This is a genomic window from Aquamicrobium segne, assembly GCF_042656785.1.
GTDB lineage: Bacteria > Pseudomonadota > Alphaproteobacteria > Rhizobiales > Rhizobiaceae > Mesorhizobium > Mesorhizobium segne.
The window spans coordinates 1-17,574 of record NZ_JBHSLL010000046.1 but is presented as its reverse complement, the minus strand read 5'-3'; the positions used below and the strand labels follow the sequence as shown (position 1 = coordinate 17,574).

15 protein-coding genes, 1 tRNA gene and 1 riboswitch are annotated in these 17,574 nt (G+C 54.7%); of the genes, 8 read left to right on the top strand and 8 right to left on the bottom strand.

The window, feature by feature from the left end:
- The first annotated feature begins 12 nt into the window (after nucleotides 1-12).
- Nucleotides 13-221, top strand: a riboswitch (FMN riboswitch).
- A gap of 78 nt (nucleotides 222-299) precedes the next feature.
- Nucleotides 300-770, top strand: a complete 471-nt coding sequence (locus tag ACFPLB_RS13055; protein ID WP_378230307.1) for a 6,7-dimethyl-8-ribityllumazine synthase — start codon at nucleotides 300-302, stop codon at nucleotides 768-770.
- A gap of 55 nt (nucleotides 771-825) precedes the next feature.
- Here ACFPLB_RS13055 and thrS read toward each other — a convergent pair whose 3' ends face one another.
- Both thrS and yidD read right to left on the bottom strand, forming a co-directional pair.
- Nucleotides 826-2,814: a threonine--tRNA ligase gene (gene thrS / locus ACFPLB_RS13050; RefSeq protein ID WP_378230305.1), complete on the bottom strand. Its 1,989-nt coding sequence runs from the start codon at nucleotides 2,812-2,814 to the stop codon at nucleotides 826-828.
- A 119-nt stretch (nucleotides 2,815-2,933) separates the two neighbouring features.
- On the bottom strand, nucleotides 2,934-3,287 hold the full coding sequence (gene yidD / locus ACFPLB_RS13045) for a membrane protein insertion efficiency factor YidD (RefSeq protein ID WP_378230303.1): 354 nt from the start codon (nucleotides 3,285-3,287) through the stop codon (nucleotides 2,934-2,936).
- Between the two features lie 190 nt (nucleotides 3,288-3,477).
- On the opposite strand from yidD, the gene ACFPLB_RS13040 reads away from it, so the two are divergent.
- Nucleotides 3,478-4,521 carry an LLM class flavin-dependent oxidoreductase gene (locus tag ACFPLB_RS13040; RefSeq protein WP_378230301.1) on the top strand — a complete coding sequence of 348 codons (1,044 nt, stop codon included), beginning with the start codon at nucleotides 3,478-3,480 and terminating at the stop codon, nucleotides 4,519-4,521.
- A 106-nt stretch (nucleotides 4,522-4,627) separates the two neighbouring features.
- On the opposite strand, the gene ACFPLB_RS13035 is transcribed toward ACFPLB_RS13040, so the two are convergent.
- Nucleotides 4,628-5,068 carry an iron-sulfur cluster assembly scaffold protein gene (locus ACFPLB_RS13035; RefSeq protein WP_378230299.1) on the bottom strand — a complete coding sequence of 147 codons (441 nt, stop codon included), beginning with the start codon at nucleotides 5,066-5,068 and terminating at the stop codon, nucleotides 4,628-4,630.
- A 235-nt stretch (nucleotides 5,069-5,303) separates the two neighbouring features.
- Between ACFPLB_RS13035 and folE the strand changes: the two genes are divergently transcribed.
- Both folE and hisI read left to right on the top strand, forming a co-directional pair.
- Nucleotides 5,304-5,936, top strand: coding sequence for a GTP cyclohydrolase I FolE (gene folE / locus ACFPLB_RS13030; protein WP_378230298.1), 633 nt, complete (start codon nucleotides 5,304-5,306; stop codon nucleotides 5,934-5,936).
- A 39-nt stretch (nucleotides 5,937-5,975) separates the two neighbouring features.
- Complete coding sequence (hisI, locus tag ACFPLB_RS13025) at nucleotides 5,976-6,434, top strand: phosphoribosyl-AMP cyclohydrolase (protein ID WP_378230296.1); 459 nt, start codon at nucleotides 5,976-5,978, stop codon at nucleotides 6,432-6,434.
- 110 nt (nucleotides 6,435-6,544) lie between these two features.
- On the opposite strand, the gene recJ is transcribed toward hisI, so the two are convergent.
- The 5 genes from recJ to ACFPLB_RS13000 all read right to left on the bottom strand — a co-directional run bounded on the left by recJ (nucleotide 6,545) and on the right by ACFPLB_RS13000 (nucleotide 12,780).
- Entirely contained in the window at nucleotides 6,545-8,326 is a 1,782-nt protein-coding gene (recJ, locus tag ACFPLB_RS13020; RefSeq protein WP_378230294.1) for a single-stranded-DNA-specific exonuclease RecJ, read from the bottom strand.
- 261 nt (nucleotides 8,327-8,587) lie between these two features.
- The gene (glpX, locus tag ACFPLB_RS13015) at nucleotides 8,588-9,571 is read right to left on the bottom strand and encodes a class II fructose-bisphosphatase (RefSeq protein WP_378230292.1); all 984 of its coding nucleotides are present in this window, start codon (nucleotides 9,569-9,571) and stop codon (nucleotides 8,588-8,590) included.
- Between the two features lie 161 nt (nucleotides 9,572-9,732).
- Nucleotides 9,733-11,046 carry a homoserine dehydrogenase gene (locus ACFPLB_RS13010; protein ID WP_378230290.1) on the bottom strand — a complete coding sequence of 438 codons (1,314 nt, stop codon included), beginning with the start codon at nucleotides 11,044-11,046 and terminating at the stop codon, nucleotides 9,733-9,735.
- Nucleotides 11,047-11,103: 57 nt separating this feature from the next.
- The gene (locus ACFPLB_RS13005) at nucleotides 11,104-12,315 is read right to left on the bottom strand and encodes an LL-diaminopimelate aminotransferase (RefSeq protein WP_378230288.1); all 1,212 of its coding nucleotides are present in this window, start codon (nucleotides 12,313-12,315) and stop codon (nucleotides 11,104-11,106) included.
- 51 nt (nucleotides 12,316-12,366) lie between these two features.
- Nucleotides 12,367-12,780: a hypothetical protein gene (locus ACFPLB_RS13000; RefSeq protein WP_378230286.1), complete on the bottom strand. Its 414-nt coding sequence runs from the start codon at nucleotides 12,778-12,780 to the stop codon at nucleotides 12,367-12,369.
- Between the two features lie 94 nt (nucleotides 12,781-12,874).
- Here ACFPLB_RS13000 and ACFPLB_RS12995 point away from each other — a divergent pair, with 94 nt between their 5' ends.
- The 4 genes from ACFPLB_RS12995 to ACFPLB_RS12980 all read left to right on the top strand — a co-directional run.
- Complete coding sequence (locus tag ACFPLB_RS12995; RefSeq protein ID WP_378230284.1) at nucleotides 12,875-14,716, top strand: PHA/PHB synthase family protein; 1,842 nt, start codon at nucleotides 12,875-12,877, stop codon at nucleotides 14,714-14,716.
- A gap of 303 nt (nucleotides 14,717-15,019) precedes the next feature.
- Nucleotides 15,020-16,195 (top strand): D-Ala-D-Ala carboxypeptidase family metallohydrolase, encoded by a 1,176-nt coding sequence (locus ACFPLB_RS12990; protein ID WP_378230282.1) that lies wholly within the window; start codon nucleotides 15,020-15,022, stop codon nucleotides 16,193-16,195.
- Nucleotides 16,196-16,434: 239 nt separating this feature from the next.
- A tRNA-Glu gene (locus ACFPLB_RS12985) sits at nucleotides 16,435-16,509 on the top strand.
- A gap of 798 nt (nucleotides 16,510-17,307) precedes the next feature.
- Nucleotides 17,308-17,574 (top strand): transposase (locus ACFPLB_RS12980; RefSeq protein WP_378230280.1); only part of this gene is annotated, 267 nt, incomplete at its 3' end.

Below are 17,574 nucleotides of genomic sequence, written 5' to 3'. Positions count from 1 at the left end.
ATGACAAAACCGCATTGTTCTCAGGGCGGGGTGAAATTCCCCACCGGCGGTATGCGGTTTCAAAGCATGGTTTCATGCTTGTCCGCAAGCCCGCGAGCGCTTTGTCTATAGCATTTTGTGCAAGCACGAATGCAGCTAAAACAAGAGCTTAAAGACAAAGGTCAGCAGATCAGGTGAGATGCCTGAGCCGACGGTCACAGTCCGGATGAAAGAGGACATGCAGGCACAATCAGCTTCTGGGCTGAAAGCCTTCATGTGATCGCCTTGGGTGACGTGTCTGTTACTGAAAGGAGATCATTTTGACACAAGTTCACCCCAAATCTGCCGGCTCGCAATCTCCCCGTTATGCCTTCATCAAGGCCAATTGGCACGCAGATATTGTCAACCGTGCCCTGGAAGGGTTTACGCAACTCATTCCAGCCGAACAGGTCGATATATTTGATGTTCCAGGCGCCTTTGAAATGCCATTGCTTGCCCGCGACCTTGCCCGCTCCGGCCGTTACGCAGCCATTGCAGCGGCGGCTCTTGTGGTGGATGGCGGCATCTACCGGCATGATTTTGTGGCGCAGGCTGTGGTTGACGGGCTGATGCGCGCTGGAATGGACAGCGATATTCCAGTGCTTTCCGTGTCGCTCACCCCTCATAATTTTCAGGAAACAGAGCACCACAAGCGCATTTTTTCTGAACATTTTGTACAGAAAGGCCGCGAAGCAGCAGAGGCCGCATTGATGATCGGCAAGACCCGCGCACAGCTTGCCATAGCTGCCTGATTCTCATGCATCCTCAATGGCGGCAGGATTTATGCCGCCATTGAGGATGAAAAAATCAGCCTGCACGAGCGCGTTTGATGTCAGGCGGCGTTGCCTCATCCACCAACGCATTCACCGCTTCATCCAGCGTCATTGCCTGCTGATCGCGGGAGCCAAGACGGCGCATATTGACCGAACCTTCTTCTGCCTCACGCCGACCGCAAACAAGAATGACCGGCACTTTGGCAAGGCTGTGCTCACGCACCTTGTAATTGATCTTCTCATTGCGCAAATCAGCTTCCGCTGAAAGGCCGGCAGCTTTCAGCCTGGCCACAACCTGCTTCACATAATCGTCGGCATCGGAAGTAATCGTTGCCACCACCACCTGCAAGGGCGAAAACCAGAGCGGCATCTGGCCGGCATGGCTTTCAATGAGAATGCCCAAAAACCGCTCCAGCGACCCGCAAATGGCGCGGTGGATCATTACCGGTTGCTTCTTTTCCGAATCTGCGCCAATATAAAACGCTCCGAAACGCTCCGGCAGATTGAAATCGACCTGCGTGGTGCCGCATTGCCATTCACGGCCAATGGCATCTTTCAGCGTATATTCAAATTTCGGCCCGTAAAACGTGCCCTCTCCTTCATTGATACCGATCTTGATACGGTTGTCTTCGCGCGCCATGCGGGAAAGTGCGCGTCGCAAAATGTCTTCGGCATGGTCCCATGCTGCATCGGTGCCGACGCGCTTTTCCGGCCGCGTGGCAAGCTTGACCAGCACTTCCTCAAAACCGAAATCCTTATAGACCGACATCATCAAATCATTGATCTTGAGAATTTCGGCCTCAAGCTGATCCTCGGTGCAAAAGACATGCGCATCATCTTGCGTAAAGGCACGCACCCGCATCAGGCCATGCAGCGCGCCAGAGGCTTCATAGCGGTGCACATTGCCAAATTCGGCAAGCCGGATCGGCAGATCCCGGTAAGACTTCAAGCCATGCTTGAAGATCTGAACGTGACCGGGGCAGTTCATCGGCTTTAGCGCAAAAATGCGCTGATCGGCTTCCGGGTCGTCCGGGTTCATGAAGGCATGAGCCGATTTCACCGCAAACATGTTTTCCTGATACCAGCCCCAGTGACCAGATGTCTCCCACAGGCCCTTGTCAAGAATCTGCGGTGCGTTGACCTCCTGATAGTCGTCACCAAGGCGGCGGCGCATATAGGAGACAAGGTTCTGGAACATTTTCCAGCCCTTGGCATGCCAGAAGATAACACCCGGCCCTTCTTCCTGAAAGTGGAACAGGTCCATTTCACGCCCAAGGCGGCGGTGGTCGCGCTTTTCAGCCTCTTCCAGCATATGCAGATACTGATCAAGCTGCTCCTGATTGGCCCATGCCGTGCCGTAAATACGCGTCAGCATCGGATTGTTGCTGTCACCGCGCCAATAAGCACCCGCCACCTTCATCAGCTTGAAAGCATTGCCGATCTGGCCGGTTGAAGCCATATGCGGGCCACGGCACAGATCGAACCAGTCACCCTGATAATAGATTTTAAGGTCCTGATCTTCAGGGATTGCCTCAACCAGTTCGACCTTATAGGCCTCGCCCTTGTCGGCAAACACCTGTTTGGCCTTGTCGCGTGACCAGATTTCTCTGGTGAAAGGCTTGTTGCGCTGAATGATTTCGCGCATTTTCTTCTCAATTGCCGGAAAATCATCGGGCGTGAACGGCTCGTCGCGGGCAAAATCGTAATAAAACCCGTTTTCGATCACCGGGCCGATGGTGACCTGCGTTCCCGGCCATAATTCCTGCACGGCTTCAGCCAGCACGTGAGCCGTATCATGACGGATCAGTTCCAGGGCGCGCGGATCATCACGGGTGACGATCTCAACTTTTGCCGAAACACCCAGCGGCTCGGAAAGATCGCGCAAATCGCCGTCATGCACATAGGCGACAGCTTTTTTGGCCAGCGATTTTGATATCGATTGCGCCAGTTGCAAACCGGTCATCGCAGCGTCGTAGTCGCGCGCGGAACCATCGGGGAATGTCAGGGAAACTAAGTTCGTCAAAGGTCTTCTCCTAAAAATCCAGTCCCGCAAACGAGCGCGGGTGGGTTATGTGCCGGACATGTGCGGCAACAGGTGCCCTCATAAGCGGTAAAAGCACAGTCGTAAAGCTGTCTTCACCTTCAGGGTGCCCAATCGCGGCGCTTTACTCCTGCCTGCGCATAGCGCCATGGCAAAAACCAGCGCAAGTGCGTGAGCAAAACCTCCGGCACATTATCGATGCCCTGTGTGCCACCAGGCCCGCAGCGCAGAAAACGAAACAGCCCCAGCCAACCGCCTGCCCATAGCCCGTGGCGGGCAATCGCCTCATAGGCATATTCAGAACAGGTGGGCAGATGACGGCAGCTATTGCCGATAAAACCGGACAAAGTAAGCTGATAAAGCCGCACCAATGCTATGCCAAGCAGCCGTCCGGGCGTTTTGCGCCACGGCCCTTGCCAGTTGCGGCCTTGCTTATGTGAATGAGGATGCGCCATCTGTCTGAACTTTTATCACCTGCCTGTCAGATTACAGATGCGTCGGCTTTTCCCATAATACAATATCAGTGGCTGGCATCGTCAAGAATAAGTGAACAATGAGTCTTACTTCATCCATTTGAATGAGAAGGTGTCTCGCTCTATTTACGGCGCAACTTGATTTTTAGCCCCACCATGCAGGAGGCCCGCCATGACTGACAGACTGGAACTTGGACTGGATACATTTGGTGATGTCACCTTTGATAGCGATGGCCAGTTTCTGCCACAGGCGCAGGTGATCCGTAATCTGATTGATCAGGCCGTTCTGGCCGACCAGACCGGGATCGACTTTATCGGCGTTGGCGAACATCATCGTGATGATTTTGCTGTTTCGGCCCCTGAAGTGGTGCTGGCAGGCATTGCCGCGCGCACTCAGCGCATCCGGCTGGGTTCGGCTGTCACCGTGCTCAGTTCAGACGATCCGATCCGCGTCTTTCAGCGCTTTTCCACCGTGGATGCGATTTCCAGCGGCCGGGCCGAGGTCATTCTCGGACGCGGTTCCTTCACGGAATCCTTTCCTCTTTTCGGGTTTTCTCTTTCAGATTACGAAACGCTGTTTTCTGAAAAGCTCGACCTGTTTGCAAAGCTGATCAAGAATGAACCGGTAAGCTGGCAAGGCACGATCCGTCCGCCACTCAACAATCAAAGCGTCTATCCGCCACTTGAAAACGGTACCCTCAAGACATGGATTGGCGTTGGCGGCAGCCCCGAATCGGTCATCCGTGCAGCCCGCTATCAATTGCCGCTGATGCTGGCCATCATTGGCGGTGATCCCAAGCGCTTTCGTCCCTTTGCAGACCTTTATCGTGATGCGCTGGAGCAGTTGAAGGCCCCCAGCCTTCCCATCGGCGTGCATTCGCCCGGCCATATTTCCGAAACCGACGAACAGGCACGCGAGGAGTTATGGCCAAGCTACAAGAAAATGCATGACCGCATTGGCAGCGAGCGCGGCTGGGGACCTGTGTCGATCAGCGCCTTCAATTCCGAGGCAGATATGGGCTCGCTTTATGTCGGCTCGCCTGAAACCGTCGCCAAAAAGATTGCAGCAACGGCAAAGGCGCTGGGCATTTCGCGCTTTGATCTGAAATATTCCTCAGGTCCGATGGAACATGAAAAAATGATGCGCTCGATTGAGCTTTACGGCACGCGCGTTATTCCCATGGTGCGTGACATGCTGGCCAGCGACAGCAATTAGAGCGCCGTGCGTCCTGTCGGACGCACAAAGGACGCTCTAACTCTTTGAATGAGCATCGGAATTATCCAAAAACCGATTCCACTTTTTGGTCCGATGCTCTAAAAAATCACGCGGTCTGCCCGGCCTTCTCGATCTGGTCGATGCAATCGACAACTGCATCAAACACCAGCATGGTGGAGGCATGGCGGGCCTTGTAGTCGCGCACCGGCTCCAGATATTTCAGATCCTCAAAGCGGCCCTGCGGCGGGGCGCCGTTTTGCGTCAGCATTTTCAGCATGGTTTCACGCACATCGCGCAATTCCTGTGCATTTGCACCAATGATGACACGCGCCATGATGGATGACGATGCCTGACCAAGCGCACAGGCTTTTACGTCATGCGCATAATCGGTAACGATTCCGTCCTGCATGGAAAGATCGACCGCAATCGTTGAGCCGCAAAGCTTGGAATGCACTTTGGCCGTGGCATCAGGTTTTTTTAAACGCCCGATCCGTTCGATATTTCCGGCAAAACCCAGGATTTTCTTGTTATAAACGTCATCGATCATGATTTTACGGCTCCTCGCCGTCATATGGACGCAGATTGTCGCTTGTACACTTTCAATCGCGGCTTTCAGTCCATATATAACGACCAGGTTCAACGAACAGCAAGTTGCTTGTGCACTTAACACAGTCGTAAACAAAACCAGTCACGCCACATTCGGGCCCGTCAGGCGATCCCGTATCAGGTCGTGGTCCGTTCAACTCGTTCCTCCTTTGAGGGGAACTACGGGAGACGCCTTTATGGACGCCATTATCAAAAATATCATGCCTGCCCCTGCCGCCTATATGGACAAGCCCGTCACAAACAGACCCAGCCAGCAGGAAGTCGAAGCAGCCGTAAACATTTTGCTGCGCTGGACGGGCGATGATCCGGACCGCGAGGGGCTGCTTGATACACCCCGGCGCGTCGCCAAAGCCTATCGGGAAATGTTTTCCGGCTATGATCAATGCCCCGCCGAGGAACTTGGCCGCACCTTTGAAGAAGTTGCTGGCTATAATGATCTGGTTTTGGTGCGCGACATCCAGTTTCATTCGCATTGCGAACATCACATGGTGCCAATCATTGGCAAGGCCCATATCGGCTATCTGCCGGACAACAAGGTGGTTGGCCTGTCAAAAATTGCGCGTGTGGTCGATATTTTTGCCCACCGGCTTCAGACGCAGGAAGCCATGACAGCCCAGATTGCCAATGTCATTCAGGATGTGCTCAACCCCCGTGGCGTGGCTGTGGTGATCGAGGCGGAACATATGTGCATGGCCATGCGCGGTATCCGCAAACAGGGGTCAACCACATTAACCTCCACATTCACCGGCACTTTCAAGGATAATGCGCAAGAACAGGTGCGCTTCATGTCCATGATGCGCATGGGATGAACACCGCATTTTTCATCATTTCAAAGAAAGAGCAGCCCGATGGCGCTGACCTTTGCCCCTGCCCCGACTCAAAAGACTGCCCTTGAACAGGAAGACAGCGCTTTCACGCCGCGTTTCGACGCCAACGGCCTGATCACCGCTGTCGTGACCGATGCGGCAGACAATCAACTGCTGATGGTTGCGCATATGAATGCGCAGGCGCTGGCGCTGACGCTGGAAACCGGCATTGCCCATTACTGGTCACGCTCACGCAAATCGCTCTGGAAGAAGGGCGAGACATCCGGCAATCTGCAACAGGTGGTCGAATTGCGCACCGATTGCGATCAGGATGCAGTCTGGTTGCGGGTCAAGGTTGCAGGCCATGATGCAACCTGCCACACCGGCAGGCGCTCCTGTTTTTACCGGACAGTGGGCGTTTCAGATGGCAAGGCTGTCGTCACCGGAGATGGATCTGTGCCGCGCTTTGATGCAAGCACCGTCTATCAAAAGCCGGACTGATCTAAAGCCTGTCTCCCGAACTGGGAACTAGTTTCGGGATAAAGACATACGTAAAAACAAAGGCTTAAAGCGGGTCGCGTGAATCTGAAAGATTGCGACACGCTTTAAGATCAGGCGACAGCGGCATCCATAATCCTGAACTGGGCGCTGCGATTGCCGTTCCAATAGTTCGACGATAGCGAACCGGCAAGATGAATGGTCGCGCCACGGCTTTTGAACAAAAAGTCGCCAAGCACCGTATCAACGGCGCGAAAGGCGATACCTTGCAAGCGGCCACCACTTTCTGAGCGCAAATTAACCCGGAGATGACTGGCTCCCACCTGCCGCACATCGGCAAGATGGTGGCGCGGCAGCACAAAAACCGGCGCAACATGGCCGGTGCCATAAGGCCCGGCCTGTTCCAGCCTGTCCAGCAATTGCAATGTCACACCTTCTGCCGCCAGCGCACCATCAATCAGCAGACTTTCGCCCTCCTGAAGCCGAAACACGTCTTCAGCCGCATAGTCTTCAAAGAAAGCGCGCAAAGCACCCAGCTTTTCTTTTTCAACCGTAATACCTGCCGCCATGGCGTGGCCGCCACCTTTGACCAGCAAGCCTGCCTCCACGGCTTTGCGCACCATACGGCCAAGGTCAAAACCCGGAACGGAGCGGCCAGAGCCGCTTCCCATGCCGTTTGCCTTGAAGGCGATGGCAAAAGCCGGGCGACGCGCATGATCTTTCAGCCGCGACGCCAGAAGGCCGACAACACCCGGATGCCAGGCCGGATTCGCCGTCACCAGCACTGCGGGCCCATTGCCACTGGCAAGTTCTACATCTGCTTCCGCCCGCGCTTGCGCCAGCATGGCGGCTTCCATCGCCTGGCGCTCCTGATTGAGCCGATCCAGCGTTTTGGCAATTGTCTGCGCCTCGTCCGGATCATCCGTCACCAGTAATCGGCTGCCCAGTGCCGCATCCCCGATACGGCCACCGGCATTGATACGCGGACCGATCAAAAACCCCAGATGAAAAGCCTGAAGCGGCTCGCCAATACGGGAAATTTTCGCCAGCGCCGCCAGTCCGACATTGGACTGGCTGCGCGCCACTTGCAGCCCCTTGACCACAAAGGCGCGGTTAACGCCAGTAAGCGGCACCACATCACAAACGGTTGCCAGCCCCACCAGATCAAGCAGGGCAAGCAGATCAGGCTGGCGTATATCGGGCAGGCTTGCGCGCAACAATTTGGCTGTTTGCACAAGCGCCAGAAACACCACGCCAGCTGCACATAAATGCCCCTGCCCTGACAAATCATCTTCGCGATTTGGGTTGACGACTGGCGTATCGGCAGGCAATTGCCCACCAATCTGATGATGATCAAGCACCACCACATCTGCGCCCGCTTCTTTTGCAGCAGCAATGGATTCAGCCGAATTGGCCCCGCAATCAACGGTGACGATCAAAGAGGCGCCACGCCCCACAAGCTCACGCATAGCGTCAGGATTGGGCCCGTAACCTTCAAAAATACGGTCGGGAATATAGATTTCAGATTCAATGTCGAAATGATTGAGGAAGCGCTTGAGCAGGGCGGACGAGGCTGCCCCGTCAACATCATAATCGCCAAAAATCGCCACTTTTTCTTTATTCTGCACCGCATCGGCAATGCGCTTTGCCGCCCTTTCCATATCGGTCAGCAAGGCAGGGTTGGGCAAAAGATCGCGGATGGTCGGGTCGAGAAACCGTTCAGCGTCTAGCGCCTGCACGCCGCGCCCGGCCAGCACACGCGCCACAATATCGGGCACGCCATGGCCCTGCGCAATCGCCAGCGCGGCCATATCCTGACGCTCCGAGAGCCTGTGCTCCCAGAAAACACCCGTTGCAGAGCGCCTCACATCAAGAAAAAGACGTTTGTCGGCCATTGTCACCTGCATATTCGACATGCCATGGGCAATTAGAGCGCCGTGCGTCCTGTCGGACGTACAAAGGACGCTCTAACTCTTTGAATGAACATCGGAATCATCCAAAAACCGATTCCACTTTTTGGTCCGATGCTCTAGAGCATTTGCAGTCAGACGGAATCGTCTGGCGTCGCAGAAATGCGGCTAAAACAAGAGATTAGAGCATTTCATCCCTTTCCATGAAAACAAGAAATGCTCTAGCCGACAAGTTCAGCATCGAAATCAGAACTTGTCCATGTCCTGATGGCGCGCCTTGATTTCGCGCACCGTGCGCGAGGATGAGCGCAGCACGATCGTATGTGTTGTAATGGAATTATGGCTGAATTTCACGCCGGACAGCATATTGCCATCGGTCACGCCGGTGGCGGCAAACAACACATCACCACGCGCCATTTCATGGGCGTGATACACCCTGTCAGGGTCACTGACACCCATGCGCGCTGCTCGCTCCCGCTTTTCTGGCGTATCAAGAATCAGGCGTCCTTGAATCTGGCCACCAATGCAGCGCAGTGCGGCTGCAGCCAGAACACCTTCAGGCGCACCGCCAATGCCCATATAAATATCAATGCCGGTCTCGTCCGGGTCGGTGGTGTGAATAACGCCTGCCACATCACCATCACCGATCAGGCGGATGGCAGCACCCGTGCCACGCACGGCTTCAATAAGCGCTGCATGGCGCGGACGGTCCAGAATACAGGCGGTAATCTGAGAAACATCAACGCCCTTGGCTTTGGCCAGCCGCTCAATATTTTGTGCAGGCGTAGCATCAATATCAATCACATCATCGGCATAGCCCGGACCAATGGCAATCTTGTCCATATAAACGTCAGGTGCGTTCAGCAGGCTGCCTTTTGTCGCCAGCGCCACAACGGCAAGCGCATTGGGCAGGTTCTTGGCGCAAATGGTGGTGCCCTCAAGCGGGTCAAGCGCAATATCAACCTCCGGCCCATGGCCATCGCCAACTTCCTCGCCAATATAGAGCATGGGCGCTTCATCGCGCTCGCCCTCGCCGATGACGACCGTTCCCTTGATCGTCAGACGATTCAGTTCGGTGCGCATGGCATCCACGGCAACCTGATCGGCAGCTTTTTCATCGCCGCGCCCGCGCAGGCGCGCTGCTGCCACCGCCGCGCGCTCGGTCACACGCACCAATTCCATGGACAGAACCCGATCAAGGCCCGCACCAATCTTTTCTGCCACACTCATGATCCTGCTCAATCCCTTATGTCACGCTCATGCATGATGTTTCGCAATGCCACGCACCGGCATGACATTTCATTTTCGTTCTGCCAAAGCCGCACGACAACGGCAAGCCCCGCCGTGTCTTCCTTCAATAAACTAACAATATCAATCGATTGAAAGATAAATTACCCGGCCCGCTCAATACGGATAACCTGTGGCTTATCCACCATATGTCCATCATCCATGATCCCTGCAACGGCCTGACGCACCGCTGTTTCAGTCGTTTCATGGGTCACAAGAATGACGGTCTTTTGCGTTTCAGGATTGGCGCCATTGGCGTGCTGGACAATGGATTCCAGTGAAATTTCATTTTGAGCCATACGATTGGCAATTGCGGCGAATACACCAACCCGGTCATGAACCGTCAACCGGATGAAATAGCCACCGCTATGAACACGCATCCGCGCTTTCTGATAGGGATGCAGTTCCTTTACCGGTCGCCCGAAAACCGGCCCATGCTGGAAACCGGGTTGGCTTTTGGCAATATCGGCAATGTCGCCAATCACCGCAGAAGCTGTTGCATTGCCCCCGGCCCCGGGGCCGGAAAGCAGCAATTCCCCCAGAATATCGGTCTCAATGGCAACCGCATTGGTCACGCCGTGCACCTGTGCAATGACAGATGAGGTCGGCACCATTGTCGGGTGCACGCGCTGTTCAATGCCATTTTCAGTACGCACCGCAACCCCTAGCAGCTTGATGCGATAGCCCAGTTCACCAGCCGCACGAATATCGGCCTGTGTAATATTGGAAATGCCTTCCAGATAAATGTCATCGGCGGCAATGCGGGTGCCAAAGGCAAGGCTGGTGAGAATAGACAGCTTGTGCGCCGTATCATTGCCCTCAATGTCAAAGGTCGGGTCAGCCTCGGCATAGCCCAGCCGCTGGGCATCTTTCAGGCAATCCTCAAAAGACAGCCCCTCAGCTTCCATACGGGTGAGAATATAGTTGCAGGTGCCATTCAAGATACCGAAAATACGGTTGACCGTATTGCCGGCCATGGCCTCACGCATGGTCTTGATGACAGGAATGCCACCGGCAACGGCCGCTTCATAATTCAGTAAAATGCCCTTGTCTTCGGCAGCTTGCGCCAGTTCAACGCCATGACGCGCCAGCAGCGCCTTATTGGCAGTCACCACATGACGTCCGGCTTGCAGGGCAGCCATCACGCTCTCGCGGGCCGGACCTTCCTCACCACCGATCAGTTCAACAAACACATCAATGTCAGCGTTTTTTGCCAGATCCAGCGGATCGGAAAACCATTGTGCAGCCGACAAATCAACACCGCGGTCGCGGGTCGCATCACGCGCAGAAACAGCGCTCACAACAATCTCACGACCGCATTGGCGCGCAAGTTCAGCAGATTTTTGTGCCAGAACCCGTGCAACCGAGGCCCCGACAGTGCCAAGTCCTGCTATTCCTATGCGCAATGCTTCAGCCATGAACGGCCCTGCCCTTTCTGATAAAACAGGATAATGCGGATAAAGGCCGCGAGGCTTTCAAGCCCTGAGCGGAACCACATCTCCAGATTGTGCCCCATTCGAGGCAAAAAAGCGCTTGATATTGCGCGCCGCCTGCCGAATGCGGTGCTCATTTTCAACCAGTGCAATACGCACAAACTCATCGCCATGTTCACCAAAGCCAACACCTGGCGCAACAGCCACATCGGCATGTTCAATCAAAAGCTTGGAAAACTCCAGCGAACCCAGATGACGAAACTGTTCGGGTATCGGGGCCCAGGCAAACATTGAGGCGGCAGGCGCCGGAACAGCCCAGCCTGCACGGGCAAAAGCATCAACCATCACATCACGGCGCTTGTGATAGGTCTCGCGCACTTCGATAATATCGGCGCCATCGCCATTCAATGCCGCAGAGGCCGCCACCTGAATGGGGGTAAAAGCCCCATAATCAAGATAGGATTTTACCCGTGTCAAAGCCGCAATCAGGCGCTCATTGCCAACTGCAAACCCCATGCGCCAGCCCGGCATGGAAAATGTCTTTGACATGGAGGTAAATTCAACCGTGCAATCCATCGCGCCCGGCACTTCAAGGACAGAAGGTGGCGGGTTGCCATCAAAATAGATTTCCGAATAGGCCAGATCAGACAGGATGATCAGGTCATTTTTCCTGGCGAAGGCGACCACATCCTTGTAAAAATCAAGTGAGGCGACCAGCGCCGTCGGGTTGGACGGATAATTGAGGATCAGCGCCAGCGGCTTGGGGATCGAATGGCGCACACCACGCTCCAGCGCCCGTATGAAACTCTCATCAGGCTCAGCCTGCATGGAGCGGATGACACCGCCTGACATGATGAAGCCGAAAGCATGGATAGGATAGGTTGGATCAGGGCAAAGCACCACGTCGCCCGGCGCCGTAATGGCCTGCGCCATATTGGCAAAGCCTTCCTTGGAACCGAGTGTTGCCACCACCTGTGTGTCAGGGTCAAGTTTCACACCAAAGCGGCGCGCATAATAATTGGCCTGAGCCTTGCGCAATCCCGGAATGCCGCGCGAAGCTGAATAGCGGTGAGTGCGTGGATCACGAACCACCTCGCACAGCTTGTCAACGATGGAAGCAGGCGTTGGCAAATCGGGATTGCCCATACCAAGATCGATAATATCGGCCCCGCGGGCTCGTGCCGCCGCCTTCAGGTGGTTGACCTGCTCAAATACATAAGGTGGAAGGCGTCGAACTTTGTGAAATTCTTCCATAACAGGTCCAGAAACGAAAAAAGTGCCAGATCAGGCTGACGCCGTATAACGCTATTTACAGGTGGGGTCGAGAGCCACATCACAGCCACCTTCAATCTGCCGTAGCGTCTGCGCGCCATGACTGGAGCCAAGACGGCGCAAAGCTGCCGCTTCATTTTTGTCATAGGCGGCACGAGCCGGATTGCGCGCGGCATTGCGCTGTGCCTCCAGCGCGGCCAGCTTGGCCCTGGCTTCATCGTCGGTGAACTGTGCGGCGGCTTTTTCCGGCCGGATGTTGAGGTTGGGATAATGGCCGGTGTCTTGCGGGCCAACGAGATTGCCTGGTGAGCTATATCGAGATGCTGACTGCGTTTGAACCGATGACGAGGCAGCACAACCCGACACAACAGCCAGTGCTGCCAGTGTTGCAAGAACAAACGAAAATCGTATCGTCTTTATCGGTGCTTTTTCGATATCGGCTGTCATCTTAAATCCGTATAATCCGGGATAGACCCTGTTAGACCTTTTTTACCTGCATGTTACCATGGCAGCCACAAAGACAGGAGAGATTGCGCAAACCATGTCCGAAAATACGGGCCAAGGCAAAGGCGAAAATGACACCCCGTCCTCTATTGAACAATATCTGGTGAAGGACCCTGATCTTTTTGCCCTCAACATAGCGCGCATGATCGAGCAGGCGGGCAAGGCCGCCTCTGCCTGGATAGAGCCGCGTGAGGGGGGACAAGCACGCCATCATATGGCTGAACCCATGGCCGATATGGTCAAAACCTTCTCCCAGCTCTCGCAATACTGGCTGTCTGACCCGCAACGCACACTTGAAGCGCAAACACGCCTTCTTGGCAGCTATATGGACATATGGATGCGCGCCATTCAGCGCCTCAACACCCCCATGGATAGCGATCAGCCTGAAGAGGCCATCAAGTCGCAACGCAAGGACAAGCGCTTTCAAGACCCCGAATGGGAGCGCAATGCTTTTTTCGACCTCCTCAAACAGACCTATCTGGTCACCTCAAAATGGGCAGCCGATCTGGTCGAGCAGACACAAGGACTGGACGAGCACACAAGGCAAAAAGCCGAGTTTTATGTAAAACAGGTGTCGGCAGCCCTGTCGCCGTCCAATTTTCTCTTCACCAATCCCGAACTGCTTCGTGAAACCATGGCTGCGCATGGCGACAATCTGGTGCGTGGCATGAAGATGCTGGCGCAAGACATTGCGGCTGGCAAGGGCGAATTGAAACTGCGACAGGTCGATGACACGCAATTTGCCATCGGTGAAAATATTGCCATCAGTCCCGGCAAGGTGGTGGGCCGCAGCGATATGGCCGAAATCATTCAATATGCCCCGTCAACGCAAAAAGTGCTCAAACGCCCTTTGCTGATCTGCCCGCCATGGATCAACAAATTCTATATTCTCGACCTCAACCCCGAAAAATCCTTCATTCGCTGGGCCACCGCACAAGGCCATACGGTTTTCGTCATTTCATGGGTCAACCCTGACGAGCGCCACGCAACAAAGGGCTGGGAGGCCTACATAAGAGAAGGTTTGCAATTCGGGCTTGATACAATTGAAAAGGCGACCGGCGAAACCAGGGTAAACGCCATTGGCTATTGCGTTGGCGGCACCTTGCTTGCCTCAGCCCTGGCGCTGATGGCGCAAGAAGGCGACGAGCGTATATGCAGCGCCACCTTCTTTGCTGCACAGGTCGATTTTACATATGCAGGCGATCTAAAAGTATTTGTCGATGAAGACCAGATTCAGGCGCTTGAAGCCGCCATGCAGGACAAGGGCTATCTGGAAGGCTCGCGCATGGCGACAGCTTTCAACATGCTGCGCTCCAATGACCTGATCTGGCCTTATGTGGTCAATAATTATATGCGCGGCAAAGACCCCATGCCGTTCGATCTACTTTACTGGAATTCCGATTCCACGCGCATGACGGCTGCAAATCATTCTTTTTATCTGCGCAACTGCTATCTGGAGAACAATCTGGCGCGCGCACAGATGCAACTGGCCGGACGCACCTTGTCACTGGCCGACATCAAAGTGCCAATCTATATGCTGGCCGCAAAGCAGGATCACATCGCCCCTGCTTTATCTGTCTTTACCGGCTGCCAGTTTTTCGGCGGCGACGTTGAATATGTGATGTCCGGTTCAGGCCATATTGCTGGCGTGATCAACCCGCCCCAATCTGGAAAATATCAGTACTGGACCGGAAACAAGCCCGTGGGAGATTTCGACCAATGGGTGGAAAAAGCCAAGGAAACGCCGGGTTCCTGGTGGCCGCATTGGCAAAAATGGATCAAATCTCAAGACAATAAGCGCGTTGCGGCCCGCAAGCCGGGCCAAAAAACTCAACCGCTGGATGATGCTCCGGGCGCCTATGTGCGGATAATTGTGTAACACTGTGTAATGTCTGGTGAATTGACGCCGCCGCCAAAGCAGGTGAAATGGCTGCGTCAACCATCTGGTAATCTTATTCTGTCGATAGTCGCCGAATTCACAGCAGGGTTGCCGTTTTGACACAGTGGTTTCGTTTGCGAACCGGAGACACGGTCGGATCAATGCTGAAATGACAATACCCGAATGGGGCCAGAACCTGGGCCCGCATCGGTGCGACCGAACGGAATGCAAGGGAATTTGGATTTGAAATCAACTGGATCGCACCTCGCAAAAGGGCAATACCGGATTGTTACAGCAGCGCTCTTGTCTGTGCTGCTGGCATCCTGCTCATCGACCAGTGACCCCGCACTCTCCCTTGCCATGCCTGGGTATAACTCCACCGAGTTTTCATCAACTGTAACGGCTGACGCATCTTCCGGTTCCGAATCAGAAATTTTTATTGCCGGTGAAGCTCAGCAATTGATGACTATCGAGGGCGATACCGCCCTGCCCGATCAGGTTGCCTATATGCCGGTAGCCAAACCCGGCTCATCGCTGGCGGCCTTGGCTGCGGCCAATGGTGAAGCAGAAAGCACCTTGCAGGCGCAAGCAGCACTTCTGGAACAGGCTGTTGCACAATTGCCAGAAAACCAGCAAGCAAACCAGCAGGCAAGCCAGCAGACAATTGTGCCAATCCCACAAACAAACCCCGACGCAATCCAGAGCGCAACTGCGCAAACAGCCGAGCCAACACCACCACAACCCGTTCAGCATCAAGTTGCAGCCATTGAACCGGTCGCCCAACCGCAAGCACCGAAGAAAAAAGGCTTTCTTGCCGGATTATTTAGTGGCGGCGCGGCATCAAATACCACAAAGGCTCAAGCCCGACCTGCCCGCCAGCCCGTAAAAGCAGAGGCAAAACCGGTCATCACACTGGCTTCGGCACAAGCAAAGAAACCGGCTCTGGCTTCAACACATATCAGCCAGAGCAATTTTAGCGGCAATGCACTGCCGGGTGTTCGCCAGGATGCGCTTTTTGAGATCAAGCGCAAATCCGGTCTTGATGACGATAGCGACATCGACCTCAATGAGGATGAGGGCTCAGGTTCCTATCAGGTCGCTTCGGCTGCGGGTCTTGCGCGCCTTGCGCCCAACGGCCTGCTCACGCAGACTGAAAGTGTTGATGTTGCATGCCTCAAGCCGTCACTGGTGCGGGTGCTCAAAACAATTGAAAACCACTATGGCAAAAAGCTGGTTGTCACATCCGGTTATCGTGACCCCAGCCGCAACCAGCGGGCTCGCGGCGCCAAAAATTCCCTGCACATGTATTGTGCCGCAGCCGACATACAGGTTCCGGGCGTTAGCAAATGGGAACTGGCCACCTATCTGCGCTCCATGCCGGGTCGCGGCGGTGTCGGCACCTATTGCCATACCGATTCGGTTCATGTGGACGTTGGGCCGGAGCGCGACTGGAACTGGCGCTGCCGCCGCCGCAAATAGTTTGGCAGAAAAACAGTTTTCCCCAGTCGCAGGCGCAGGCTCCGACAGCATCTTTTTAATTAAATCCATTATTTACAAGATAAATCAACTACTTATCTCTGCACATGAATGTTTGACGGGATAAAAACAATCTCAACCCAATGGTAAAAAAGGGTGTTTGATAAAAAAATCTCGATAAGTCGTCATTGATGGCTTGCTCGTTTCAAACAACCCAACTATATAGCGGCTCATCACTGAGTGCGCCCATCGTCTAGCGGTCAGGACGCCGCCCTTTCACGGCGGAAACAGGGGTTCGATTCCCCTTGGGCGTACCACTCCCGAACAAAAGAGAGAATTTTGGGTGGATTGGTTTTCAATCCTTGTGTTGCAGCTTTTGTCAGCACCCTGCGTGAGCCTCTGATACGGATTTCCTTATCCTGCACGACAACCTCGGTCATGACCAGACGGGCATAAGCCTGCTTGAGTTCGGGTGAGCCACTGTTGAGCTTATGACGCAGTAGGGAAGAAAGTTTCTCAATCTTTTGCGGCGTGATGATCGGAGCACCATCAGCGATATGGCGCTGTAGGGTACTGATCTCAGAGGCAAGTTCATCCCGGCGCAGCTTCAGTGCAATCAGCCGCTCCCCTATACTGGGATCAGCTGGATCCATGAGCCCCTTCTCGACAAGGATCAGCAGGCGGGTAATTGCAGCTTCAGCTTCCTTGTGGTCCTAACGCATACGAGTGAGGCGTTCCCGGTTTTGCGTGGAACGATCACTATCTGCTTTCACGTAGCGGTCGAGAAGCTGATGAAGCCGGTTGCCCGCTCAAGAGTATCGCACTGTAATGCCAGTCCTGATCGTCCTTCGACTTGCGAGCATAGCCTTTGCAAAGGCCTTGGGGGGTAGGAATGAGGATTATGGCCATGGGCTCGTTATGTTCAGTAATGAAGCCGCAATGACCGTTTCCCGGTCGTTGAATATTGTACGGCTTCCCGAACAAATTTGATAACGGAAAGACCCGGAGGGAGCTCTTCTCTGAAGCAGCTGTACTAGGTTGTGGTGACGATTTAAGGTTTTGGGATTCCCATCCGGTTGCAAATCAGATTCAACGCTGATTTTGGGAGATCGGCGATGGACTGTGACGCACTTCGGGATGACCAGTGGGAACGGATCAAGAGCTTGGTGCCGGGCGGCACCAAAGGCAAGCGCGGCCCACGCACCGATAATCGCAAGTTCCTCGACGCACTGTTGTGGATGGCGCGCTCGGGCGGGCGCTGGCGTGACCTGCCGGAACGGCTGGGCGATTACCGCAGCGTGAAGCGGCGCTATTATCGCTGGATCGAGATGGGCGTACTGGACGACATGCTAGAAACGCTGGCCCGCGAAGCCGATCTGGAA

Excerpts from the sequence above, each read along its gene's own strand:
- yidD (WP_378230303.1), bottom strand. The coding sequence starts at position 3,287 with ATGGCGCATCCTCATTCACATAAGCAAGGCCGCAACTGGCAAGGGCCG.
- ACFPLB_RS13040 (WP_378230301.1), top strand. The coding sequence starts at position 3,478 with ATGACTGACAGACTGGAACTTGGACTGGATACATTTGGTGATGTCACC.
- ACFPLB_RS13035 (WP_378230299.1), bottom strand. The coding sequence starts at position 5,068 with ATGATCGATGACGTTTATAACAAGAAAATCCTGGGTTTTGCCGGAAAT.
- folE (WP_378230298.1), top strand. The coding sequence starts at position 5,304 with ATGGACGCCATTATCAAAAATATCATGCCTGCCCCTGCCGCCTATATG.
- hisI (WP_378230296.1), top strand. The coding sequence starts at position 5,976 with ATGGCGCTGACCTTTGCCCCTGCCCCGACTCAAAAGACTGCCCTTGAA.
- recJ (WP_378230294.1), bottom strand. The coding sequence starts at position 8,326 with ATGGCCGACAAACGTCTTTTTCTTGATGTGAGGCGCTCTGCAACGGGT.
- glpX (WP_378230292.1), bottom strand. The coding sequence starts at position 9,571 with ATGAGTGTGGCAGAAAAGATTGGTGCGGGCCTTGATCGGGTTCTGTCC.
- ACFPLB_RS13010 (WP_378230290.1), bottom strand. The coding sequence starts at position 11,046 with ATGGCTGAAGCATTGCGCATAGGAATAGCAGGACTTGGCACTGTCGGG.
- ACFPLB_RS13005 (WP_378230288.1), bottom strand. The coding sequence starts at position 12,315 with ATGGAAGAATTTCACAAAGTTCGACGCCTTCCACCTTATGTATTTGAG.
- ACFPLB_RS13000 (WP_378230286.1), bottom strand. The coding sequence starts at position 12,780 with ATGACAGCCGATATCGAAAAAGCACCGATAAAGACGATACGATTTTCG.
- ACFPLB_RS12995 (WP_378230284.1), top strand. The coding sequence starts at position 12,875 with ATGTCCGAAAATACGGGCCAAGGCAAAGGCGAAAATGACACCCCGTCC.